Annotated in this window: 12 protein-coding genes; 9 read left to right on the plus strand and 3 right to left on the minus strand. The window is 65.9% G+C overall.

Going from position 1 to position 10,261, the window contains the following annotated elements:
• Positions 1-101: 101 nt before the first annotated feature.
• From ACYVF5_RS13680 to ACYVF5_RS13700, 5 genes are read left to right on the plus strand one after another with little or no spacing between them, the layout of a single operon-like run.
• Positions 102-935, plus strand: coding sequence for an MBL fold metallo-hydrolase (locus ACYVF5_RS13680; RefSeq protein WP_460947327.1), 834 nt, complete (start codon positions 102-104; stop codon positions 933-935).
• Entirely contained in the window at positions 932-2,233 is a 1,302-nt protein-coding gene (locus tag ACYVF5_RS13685; RefSeq protein WP_460947329.1) for an extracellular solute-binding protein, read from the plus strand. The genes ACYVF5_RS13680 and ACYVF5_RS13685 overlap by 4 nt, the downstream gene beginning before the upstream one ends.
• Entirely contained in the window at positions 2,230-3,144 is a 915-nt protein-coding gene (locus ACYVF5_RS13690) for a carbohydrate ABC transporter permease (RefSeq protein WP_460947331.1), read from the plus strand. The genes ACYVF5_RS13685 and ACYVF5_RS13690 overlap by 4 nt, the downstream gene beginning before the upstream one ends.
• Positions 3,134-3,970, plus strand: coding sequence for a carbohydrate ABC transporter permease (locus ACYVF5_RS13695; RefSeq protein WP_460947333.1), 837 nt, complete (start codon positions 3,134-3,136; stop codon positions 3,968-3,970). The genes ACYVF5_RS13690 and ACYVF5_RS13695 overlap by 11 nt, the downstream gene beginning before the upstream one ends.
• A complete protein-coding gene (locus tag ACYVF5_RS13700) occupies positions 3,967-4,674 on the plus strand; it encodes an HAD-IA family hydrolase (RefSeq protein ID WP_460947335.1) in 708 nt (235 codons plus the stop codon). Before ACYVF5_RS13695 ends, ACYVF5_RS13700 begins: the two co-directional genes overlap by 4 nt.
• On the opposite strand, the gene ACYVF5_RS13705 is transcribed toward ACYVF5_RS13700, so the two are convergent.
• Positions 4,637-4,753: a methionine/alanine import family NSS transporter small subunit gene (locus ACYVF5_RS13705; RefSeq protein WP_460947337.1), complete on the minus strand. Its 117-nt coding sequence runs from the start codon at positions 4,751-4,753 to the stop codon at positions 4,637-4,639. The two genes, ACYVF5_RS13700 and ACYVF5_RS13705, sit on opposite strands and share 38 nt — an antisense overlap.
• Positions 4,750-6,330: a sodium-dependent transporter gene (locus ACYVF5_RS13710; protein ID WP_460947339.1), complete on the minus strand. Its 1,581-nt coding sequence runs from the start codon at positions 6,328-6,330 to the stop codon at positions 4,750-4,752. The genes ACYVF5_RS13705 and ACYVF5_RS13710 overlap by 4 nt, the downstream gene beginning before the upstream one ends.
• Before the next feature lie 98 nt (positions 6,331-6,428).
• Between ACYVF5_RS13710 and tsaB the strand changes: the two genes are divergently transcribed.
• Genes tsaB through ACYVF5_RS13730 form a run of 4 tightly spaced genes read left to right on the plus strand, consistent with a single transcriptional unit; the run spans position 6,429 to position 9,767 of the window.
• A complete protein-coding gene (gene tsaB / locus ACYVF5_RS13715; RefSeq protein ID WP_460947341.1) occupies positions 6,429-7,058 on the plus strand; it encodes a tRNA (adenosine(37)-N6)-threonylcarbamoyltransferase complex dimerization subunit type 1 TsaB in 630 nt (209 codons plus the stop codon).
• A complete protein-coding gene (rimI, locus tag ACYVF5_RS13720) occupies positions 7,055-7,543 on the plus strand; it encodes a ribosomal protein S18-alanine N-acetyltransferase (RefSeq protein ID WP_460947343.1) in 489 nt (162 codons plus the stop codon). The genes tsaB and rimI overlap by 4 nt, the downstream gene beginning before the upstream one ends.
• The gene (tsaD, locus tag ACYVF5_RS13725; RefSeq protein ID WP_460947345.1) at positions 7,540-8,598 is read left to right on the plus strand and encodes a tRNA (adenosine(37)-N6)-threonylcarbamoyltransferase complex transferase subunit TsaD; all 1,059 of its coding nucleotides are present in this window, start codon (positions 7,540-7,542) and stop codon (positions 8,596-8,598) included. The genes rimI and tsaD overlap by 4 nt, the downstream gene beginning before the upstream one ends.
• Before the next feature lie 59 nt (positions 8,599-8,657).
• Positions 8,658-9,767, plus strand: a complete 1,110-nt coding sequence (locus tag ACYVF5_RS13730; protein ID WP_460947347.1) for a hypothetical protein — start codon at positions 8,658-8,660, stop codon at positions 9,765-9,767.
• 284 nt (positions 9,768-10,051) lie between these two features.
• Here the strand turns inward: ACYVF5_RS13730 and ACYVF5_RS13735 are convergent, their stop codons facing one another.
• Complete coding sequence (locus tag ACYVF5_RS13735) at positions 10,052-10,252, minus strand: HNH endonuclease (RefSeq protein ID WP_460942924.1); 201 nt, start codon at positions 10,250-10,252, stop codon at positions 10,052-10,054.
• Positions 10,253-10,261 lie beyond the last annotated feature (9 nt).

A 10,261-nucleotide genomic window follows, 5' to 3' on the forward strand; every position in this document is an offset into this window, starting at 1 on the left:
GGGTGATCGGTGCATTCGTTTCTCGTCGTTGTCGAACCGGCCGGAAACACACACGATTGGTGCGTCGGCCGGAAGGCCCGCAGCCGACGGAAAGCCACCCCATGCACCTCACACCCCTCGGCTGCCTGGCCGGTATGCCCGCAGGCGGCCTCGCGAGTTCGGGATATCTGGTCGACGACGATGAGACGACTCTTCTGCTCGACGCAGGCCCCGGCACCGCGCTCGCGCTCAGCAGACAGCTTCCCGCAGCCGGGCTGTCGGCGGTGTTCGTGAGCCATCGGCACACGGATCACATCTTCGACCTGCTGCCGATCGGCAAGATGGTTCTCTCATCGCGATTGGATCGCGATGAGAGAACCGGCGAGCTCACGGTGGCCGGCGACGTTCCGCCTGTTCCGCTGCTGGTGCCTGAGGGCACTCTGGCCCTGCTGCAGACTCTCGCTGCGCTGTTTCCGGTGGCGACGCATCCTCTGCTCGACCGGGCGTTCGAGCTCGCGTTCGACGTGCGGGAGTACCGGCCGGGGGAATCCGTGACGTTCGGCGGGCTCTCGCTGCGCTGGGAGCTTCTGAGGCACACGGCGCCGAACTGCGGAATCCGCGTCGAGAACGACGAGGCGAGCCTCGTCTACACCGGCGACACCGGTGTCACGCCGGCGCTCACCGCTCTGGCGTCCGGCGCAGGGACCCTGCTCAGCGAGAGCTCGCTGAGAGAGACGGACACAAGCGAGCACGGGCATCTGAGCTCGGCAGACGCCGGCCGTCTTGCCGCGGAAGCCGGAGTCGCAGAACTTGTTCTGACCCACTTCTCGAGCCCGGACCCCGCAGAGCACGACTGGCATCGCGATCGTGCGGCGGAGCAGTTCGACGGCCCTGTCTCTGTGGCCGTGCCACATCGTCCGACCCCCATCGCATCTACCCGAAAGGCTCTCGCATGACCTCCGTAATCCGCCCTCTCGCCGTCCTCGCCGCCACGGCAGCGCTCGTCGGGCTGACCGCCTGTTCCACTCCGGCCGCATCGAACGACAGCGAGCAGGTGACCATCACCTTCAGCTCGTACAACTACGGAACCCAGGGCGCAGCCGGTGAGGGAACGCAGGCGCTGCTCGACCGGTTCGCCGAGCTGCACCCGGAGATCACCGTTGTGCCAGAGGCGGTGCCGACCGCAGACGTCCTGACGAAAGCGAAAGCAGCCGTCGCTGCGGGCGATGCGCCCGATGTCGTGCAGCTCGGTTACAGCAAACTCGCCGAGGGGTTCGAGACTCTTCCCGTGCAGTCGCTCGAGCAGATCGCCGGGGACGAATGGTCTGATCACGTCGAGGGAATCGCAACAGGCCCGGTGCAGGCGGGCGAGTGGGACGGAGCCGTGCGAGCGCTGCCGTACACGGTGTCCGTTCCCGCGGTCTTCTACAACGCCGACATCTTCAGAGAAGCGGGGCTCGACCCCGAAGACCCTCCCGAGTCGATCGACGAGATCCGTGAGGCGGCAGAGGCCATCGTCGACGTCGGCCATCAGGGTGTCTACATCGGCATCGTCGATTCGGGCAAGTCGGACTACCTGACGCAGTCGGTGCTGGCCAGCGCAGGGGCGTCCACCGTCGACGACGACGGCACTGTCGTCGTCGACTCTGCAGCAGCAGTCGAAGCGATCGAACAGGTTCAGGCGCTCACGAACGACGGCCTTCAGCCGGCGGTGGCGGTCGAGGATGCCCTCGGTGCGTTCTCGTCCGGGGATCTGGGGATGTTCGTCGTCAGCACGGCTGTGCTCGGAAATCTGCAGGCCGCGGCAGAAGGTGTGTTCGACCTTCGCGCCACCGGGTTTCCCCGCTTCGGAGACGAGGAGGCCCGCCCCACCCATTCCGGTGCGGGTCTCATCGTGTTGAGCGACGACCCCGCCAAGCAGGCCGCCGCCTGGGAACTCGTGAAGTTCCTCACAAGCGCCGAGGGCTACACGATGATCACCACAGAGATCGGTTACCTGCCGCTCCGCGCCGACATCGTTGACGACCCCGCCTATCTCGCCGACTACTTCGCCGAGAACACGCTTCTTCAACCGTCGCTCGCGCAGTTGCAGACGATGGCCCCGTACCGCTCGTTCCCCGGCGAGAACGCCAACCAGGCCACTGTGCTCTTGCAAGACGCGGCGGTCGCCCCGATCGTTCTGAGGGGTGCGGATGCCGAATCGACGCTCAGAGAGGTCGCAGACCGGATCCGCGAGCTGGTCGGGCAGGAGTGACGACAACACACAGAGAAGCGCGGGCGCCCGGCGGCCCGCGCTTCTCATCACGCGGCCTCGGATGGCTGTACCTCACCCCGGTCATCCTGGCCATCGGACTGTGGATCTATGGCCCGGCCGTTGCGACGGCCGTGCTGTCCGTCATGGAGTGGAACCTCACAACGCCGCCCGAGGGCTTTGTGGGCATCGACAACCTCGCTCGCCTCGTCACACAACCCGAGTTCGGGCCCGCCATCGGTCAGACGGCTCTCTACGCGCTCGCCTTGCTTCCGTTCTCGACAGTCGTCCCGCTCGTGTTCGCGGTGATGCTGTGGTCGCGGCCGGGGCGCGCGAGCACCGTGTATCGCTCGCTGCTGTTTCTTCCGGTGATGGTCGCACCGGTCGCGGTCGCCGTCTCGTGGCGCTTTCTGCTCAACCCTTTAAACGGGTTCGCGAACGAGGTCATCGGGTGGTTCGGGCTCTCGCCGGTCAACTGGCTGGGCGATCCTGCCCTTGCCCTGCCCGTGATCGTCGTCGTCACGGCGGCTCGCGTCACCGCATTCAACATGTTGCTGTACAGCGCCGCGCTGTCGGGGATCGACCGCAACACGCTCGACGCCGCGCGCATCGATCGCGCGAACCCGGTTCAGATCGGCTGGCACATCGTGATGCCGCAGCTGTTCAGGCCGATAGTGCTTCTCGCGTTTCTCAGTTTCGTGCTCGCCGGTCAGTGGGTGTTCACCAACGTGTCTGTGTTGACGCAGGGAGGCCCCGATGGGGCCACCGACAACGTCTATTACCGCATCTACACTCTGGGGTTCGAGTTCTTCGAGACCGGTATGGCGTCGGCCGCCGCCGTTCTCGTGCTTGTGTTCTTCGCCGCTTCGGGCGCGCTGTGGCTGTTTGTGCGGAGGAGTTCCGATGACGACTGATCGCAGGCGCAGACGCAGGTTCGCCGGCATCAGGGTATGGCATGTCGTGCTCGGCGGGAGTGCTTTCGCGATGTCGTTTCCGGTGCTCTGGGGTGTTGTGTCGTCGTTCAAACCCGCGAACGAGATCTATTCACCGGTTCCGTTCATCCAGAACCCGACCGTCGACAACTATGCCCGGGTGCTGGCGGACTGGCCGGTGGCGCTGCTGGTCGGCAACACGACGGTGATGGCGGCCGGGGTCGCGATCGGTCAGGTGGTGATCGCTGTGCTCGCCGCCTTCGCCCTGGTGCACATCGGGGTCAGGGGAAAGAGAACGCTGATGGCGCTGATGGCGATCTCGCTCGCGGTGCCGCCCCAGGCCTTGATCATCCCGCAGTTCATCGCCACGGCCCGACTCGGGTGGCTGAACACCGAGGCCGGGCTGATCGTGCCGCAGCTCGGATCGAGCGCTCTCGCCGTTCTTCTGCTCGTGCAGCATGTGCAGGCCATTCCGCTCTCTCTCGTCGAAGCGGCACGGATCGACGGCGCCAGGCCCCTGCAGGTCCTCTGGCATGTTGTGCTTCCCGGTCTTCGTCCCGCCATCGCCGCCGTCTTCGTGCTCGTCTTCATCACCACGTGGAACGACTACCTGTGGCCGCTGATCGTGGCGCCCCGAACCGAAGACACAACCGTCCAGATCGGCCTGACCCAATTCATAACGGCAGAGGGGAACGATTACGGCGGTCTGCTCGCTGCCGCGATGCTGACCAGTCTTCCGATCGTGCTCGTGTATCTGGTGGCGTCGAGGCGAATCACAGATGCGTTCCTTCAGGCGGGCCTCAGATGACGGGCACGGGGATGGCACACGTCATCGACACCGTCTGGTGTGATTTCGGCGGAGTGCTCACCCCTCCGATCCCGGCCGCGGTCCGCGCCATCGAAGGAGCGTCAGGTGTGAGCTGGTCCGTGCTGACTGCCGCCGCCGAGAGGGCGGCGGCCGAACAGGGCCTGAGCGGACTGCAGCCGCTCGAGAACGGGGTGATGTCCCAGCGCGACTGGGGAAGGCGGGTCACAGAGCTCCTCCCGGCCGACGAACAGCCTCTGGTGGACCTCGGACGCTTCGGCGACCATTGGTACGCCGGGCGTGAGATCGACACCGCGCTCGTCGGCGAGCTCGAACGATGCGCCGGGGCGGGTATGCGGGTCGGGATGCTCACGAACAGCGTGCGCGAGTGGGAGACGCATCGCGACCGGATGCTGCACGGCGTCACCGTTTTCGAAGCGGTGATCCGATCACACGAACTGGGTTTCGGAAAACCGGATCCGCGTATCTACCGGTATGCGGACGTGCGGCTTCCGCCCGGCCGCGGTGCGGTGCTCATCGATGATTCTCCGGTGAACATCGCGGCGGCACGGGTGCACGGGTGGCATGGTGTGACACATCGGGACACCGCGTCGACGGTCAGAGAGCTCGCTCGGCTCAGGGCGGCGCGTTGTGAAACAGAGGCACGGCTCAATCGTCGCCCTGGACGTCGTCCGGGTGACGTGTGAGGTGCACGATGCTCGCCACAAGACCTCCCCAGACGACGACGATCGAGACGATCAGGAACGTGATGGCTATGGGCGTCATTTCTCTCCCTGTGCAGATGGCGCCTGCGCCGTGCGGGCCTCAGGCGAATCGGGGGTCGCTGCGTCGATGTCGGGATCGAAGTCGTCGACGTCTCTGCTCCAGTGCACAAACGGCATCACCACGGCGACGACAACAAGAAGGGCTATCGTCCCCCACCCGAACACGTTGGTGAACCACGGAGGCATGCCACCGTAGCCCTCGGTGACGAGCGCCGTGATCGTGGAGACGAGCATCCAGATCAGGACGAGCGGCACGAGCACGGCAACGAGTACTCGCCACACGATACCGACCTTGAAACTCGACACCCTGTCGAGATGGTCGCGGAGCTCCGGCAGGCGCCTCACCACCCAGGCGACGAGAATCGTCATCGCGATCGCAGAGGCGACGATGCCGATCTCGTTCGCGAACTTGTCGACGGTGTCGAGCACGTTCAACCCGCTGGTCGTCGAGAACAGAACGATCGAGAGGATCGCCGCCGGGATCCCCATCACGAGAGCGGCGGTCCTCGGTCGCAGGCCGAACTTGTCTTGCACGGAGCCGGAGACAACCTGAAGGATCGACAGCATCGAGGTGAACCCGGCGAGCGTGAGGCAGCTGAAGAAGAGCACACCGAAGAGGGGCCCGCCCGGCATCATCGAGATGATCTGCGGGAACGCGATGAACGAGAGGCTCACACCCGTGATGCCCTCGAGCTCTGCGACGGTTGTGCCGCTCTGCGCAGCCATAAAACCGAGCGCGGCGAACACGCCGATGCCCGCGAGCACCTCGAACGATGAGTTGGCGAACCCGACCACGAGGCCGGACGAGGTGAGGTTGCTCCGCCGTTTCAGGTATGACGAGTAGGTGATCATGATGCCGAAGGCGATCGAGAGTGAGAAGAAGACCTGACTGTAGGCGGCGATCCAGACGCCGGCGTCTGTGAGAGCGGCCCAGTTCGGTGTGAAGAAGGCGTTGAGCCCGTCGAGCGCACCGTCGAGGAACAGCGACCTGATCACCATGATCAGGAACAGCCCGACGAGGAGCGGAAGGAAGATCAGATTGGCCCGCTGGACGCCGCGCTGAATGCCGAGAGCGATGAGCGCGATGGCCACGACCCAGATGATGATCAGCGGGATGAGCACGCCGGGGACGAAGTCGAGTGTCGCCCCCGGCTCGGCGACCTGAACGTAATCGCCGATGAAGAAACCGGCCGGATCGTCACCCCAGGCGAGGTTCACCGAGAACACCGCGTAGCTGAGCGCCCACCCGACGATGACCGCGTAGTACAGCACGATCACGAAGCAGATGGCCGTCTGGAACCATCCGAGGCCTTCCGCCGATCTCTTGAGGCGCCGGAACGCGAGGGGCGGGGTGCCTCTGAACCGGTGGCCGAGCGCGTAGTCGAGAAAGAGGATCGGGATGCCAGCGGTGAGGAGGGCGACGAGGTAGGGGATGAGAAACGCGCCGCCGCCGTTCTCGTATGCGACACCGGGGAAGCGCCAGATGTTGCCGAGCCCGACGGCGGAACCGATGGCCGCCACGATGAACCCCAGGCGGCTCGACCACTGTTCCCTGCCCGGTGAGATCACTTTCGCCACGTCAGTGCCTTTCGAAGGTCGACATTGTCCTCTCGACCACACCATAACCACGTGGGGCACGAAACCGAAGGGTTCCTGAAAACGCGTAGGGTGGAACCGTGCTGCTGGCGATCGACACCTCGACGGGTACCTCTGCTGCGGTTGTGGACCGCGATCGCGGTGTTCTGGCCGAACTGACGTCAGAAGACACGATGCGTCATGCAGAGGTGGTCGGTGCGTTCATCCGTGACGTGATCGCCCAGGCCGGCGTGCGGGCATCCGATCTCTCTGCGGTCGCCTGCGGTATGGGCCCAGGCCCGTTCACGGGTCTTCGGATCGGCATCGCCGCCGCCCGTGTTTTCGCATTCGCCTCGGCCAGACCGCTCGTACCGGTGGTCAGTCACGACGCCATCGCCGCTGCCTGGTATAACGGGTCGCACGCCGGCTCGCTGCTCGTTGTGACGGACGCCAGGAGGCGCGAGGTCTACTGGTCCGGTTATTCCGGCGTCGACGACGCCGGAATCCCTGTTCGCTCCGCGGGCCCCGCACTGGCGAAGCCCGATGACCTCTCAGGCGATCGCGAGAGTGCATACGGCACACGCCTCGACGCACACACGGTATCTGCCGGGGCACTCGGCATGCTGGCAGAGCGGATGCATGCGGCGGGCAGGTCGTTCCAGGCAGACGAACCCGTCTACCTGCGTTCTCCCGACGTCACGATGTCTGCGGGCAAGCGGGTGACGGCGTGACCTGGCGGGTGAGAGAGGCCTGGCCGGAGGACCTCAACGCGATCATGGGGCTCGAGCGTCTGGTGTTCGCGAACGACGCATGGTCGGAAGAGACGATGCGAGGCGAATTGGAATCCGAGCACACGTTCTACGTCGTCGCCTATCCGGTCGGCGACCCCGTCGACATCCAGGGCTACGCCGGACTGATGATGCCGAACGGCGCGAAAGAGGCCGACATCCAGACGGTGGCCGTTGCGCCGGAGGTCAGGCGGATGGGACTCGGGCGTGTGCTCGTGCAGGCCCTCATCAACCGCGCGCGCGATGCGCGAGCCAGGGAGGTCTTTCTCGAGGTGAGGCAGGACAACCCGGCAGCGCAGGCGCTCTATGCCGAACTCGGATTCGAGTCGATCGGGGTGCGACCGGGGTACTACCAGCCGGATGACGTTGATGCCGTGGTCATGAGGCATGCCATTTCTCACGTCGCCCAGGCAGGGGGAGCGGAGTGAACAGGCAGGAGCCCCTTGTGCTCGGAATCGAGACGTCGTGCGACGAGACGGGTGTCGGAATCGTTCGAGGCAGGAGCCTGCTCTCGAATACGATCGCGTCGTCGATGGATGAGCATGCCAGATACGGGGGAGTGGTGCCGGAGGTGGCCGCGCGGGCGCATCTCGAAGCGCTGACCCCCGCCATCCGTGCCGCTGTGGACGAAGCGGGCATCTCGCTCGACGATCTGGATGCCGTCGCCGTGACGAGCGGGCCGGGGCTCTCGGGTGCACTGATGGTCGGGATCGGTGCGGCGAAGGCGCTCTCGGTCGCCCTGGACAAGCCGCTGTATGCCGTGAATCACCTCGTCGGGCACGTGGGGGCAGACATCCTCGACGAGAACGGCGAACCGTTCGAGTACCCGACGATCGCCCTGCTGGTGTCGGGCGGTCACACCTCGCTGCTTCTTGTCCGCGATCTCGTTGACGACGTCGAGTTGTTGGGGGAGACGATCGACGACGCCGCTGGAGAGGCTTTCGACAAGGTCGCCCGGATTCTCGGCATGCCGTACCCGGGCGGGCCGCGCATCGACGAGGCTGCGGCGCGTGGGGATCGCACGGCCATCCGCTTTCCGCGCGGCTTGAGTCTGCCCAAAGACCTGCAGAGGCACCGGTACGACTTCTCGTTCTCTGGGCTCAAGACATCTGTGGCGAGGTGGGTCGAGCGGATGCAGGACGATGGCGAGGTTGTGCCCGTCGCCGACGTCGCGGCGAGTTTTCGCGAGGCCGTCGCAGACGTGCTCATCACGAAGGCTGTCGCGGCGTGCGCTGACTTCGGGGTTCCGCGGCTTCTGCTCGGCGGCGGCGTCGTCGCGAACGCCCGTGTTCGGGAGCTGGCTGCGGAACGGACGCAGGCGGCGGGCATCGCCCTGAGAATTCCTGCGCTGTCGCTGTGCACAGACAACGGTGCCATGATCGCCGAGTTGGCGGCGCAACTCATCATGGCCGGCCACGAGCCGAGCTCGCTCGACTTCGGGGCAGATTCCACACTTCCCGTCACCACAATCCAGGTGCGTTGAGAGTCAACCGCGTACGCTAGCGGTGTGCGCCAGTCGCACAGCTACCAACAGGAGAAGCGATGTCTGATCAGAATGCTCCGCGTGCGGACAAGGACCCGTCCGCGCATCCGCCCCACGGCACGCCGCAGTCCGGCGGCACGCCGCAGTCCGGCGGCACGCCGGATCAGTCGCAGCAGGGTCAGCAGGGTCAGGGGTCGCAGCAGGACGCGCCGCAGGGTCAGCAGCAGGGCGCACAGCCGCCGCAGCAGGGCGCACCGCAGTCGCAGCAGCCTCAGCCGCAGGGTCAGCAGCCGCAGGGCCAGCATCCGCAGCAAGGCCAGCAGTCGCAAGGTCAGCAGCCGCAGGGCCAGTGGCCAGCACCCAACCCGTGGCAACAGGCTCCCCCGCAACAGGCTCAGCAGGCTCAATCGCCGCAGCAGGGTCAGCCACCGCAGCAGCGAGAGTGGCCGCCTGCACCCAGCCAAGGGCAGCAGCCTCTCCAGCAGGGTCAGCCGGCTCAGCCGCCGAGTCCCTCCCAGCCGCGGTGGTCGGAGCAACAACGCCCCGATTTTCCTCAACCGGAGCAACATGACCCGTCGCGGAACCAGCCGTTCGCCCCGCGTTCGCCGGAGCCCAGGCCACCGCAGACAGGTCCGGCACAGCATCAGGAGCCGCAACCCCAATCATTCGTGCCGCCGAGCACACCGGGGTTCGGGCAGCCGCCACAGCCTTACGCGCAGCCGGCGTCCCAGCCCGGTTATACGCAGCCGGCTCCGCAGCCCGGTTATGCGCAGCCGGCTCCGCAGCCCGGTTATGCGCCTCCCCACACGCAACCCTCTGGTCAGGGAGGGTACGCGCAGTCGCCGGTGCAGCCCGGTTATGCGCAGTCGCCGGTGCAGCCCGGCTACGCACAGCAGCCCTACCAGCCGACGCCCAAGCAGCCGAAGCCGCGCAAACCGAAGCTCGGCCTCTGGGCGCTGATCTTCGGTGTGATCGGTGTGATCGGGGGCATCATCTTCGGGTGGACTCTGCCATTCGCGCTCGCCGCGTTCATCATGGGTCTCATTGCACGCAAGCGCGAAGCACCGGCCACGGGCAAGGCGCTCGCCGCGGTGATCACCGGTGCCGTGGGCATCCTGCTCTCGATCGGATGGTTCACCTATAGCCTCATCGTGGTGTTGGGCGGCTGACGCGCCGAGCTGCCTTTTTGACCCGGCCCTGGTGGTGTTTCTCGATAGCCCTAACCGGTGGTCGAGCTTGTCGAGACCTTCTGTGGGTCGAGACTGCCCCGCGGTGGTCGAGCTTGTCGAGACCTTCCGTGGGTCAATCCCACTCCGGTGGTCGAGCGTGTCGAGGCCTCCCGCCGGTCGAGCCCGCTCCCTATCGGTGGTCGAGCTTGTCGAGACCTCCTACCGGTCGAGCCCGCTCCCTATCGGTGGTCGAGCTTGTCGGCACCTCCCGCTGCGCCGGGGTTTTATCGGTGGAGGTAGTGTTTGCGGTTGAGCCAGGCTGGCCCGACCATCCGGGGTTTCCCGTGTGTGAAGTGGATGTTCCATTGGTTGGTGCTGAGGAGTTGGTGGTCTCGGTAGCAGACCATGACTCCGTTGCTGACAGCTGTGGTGCCGTTTTGGGACCATTCGAGGACGTGGTGTGCTTCGAGTAGGTGTGCGGGGATGTTGCAGCC

The organism is Okibacterium endophyticum (assembly GCF_054780075.1).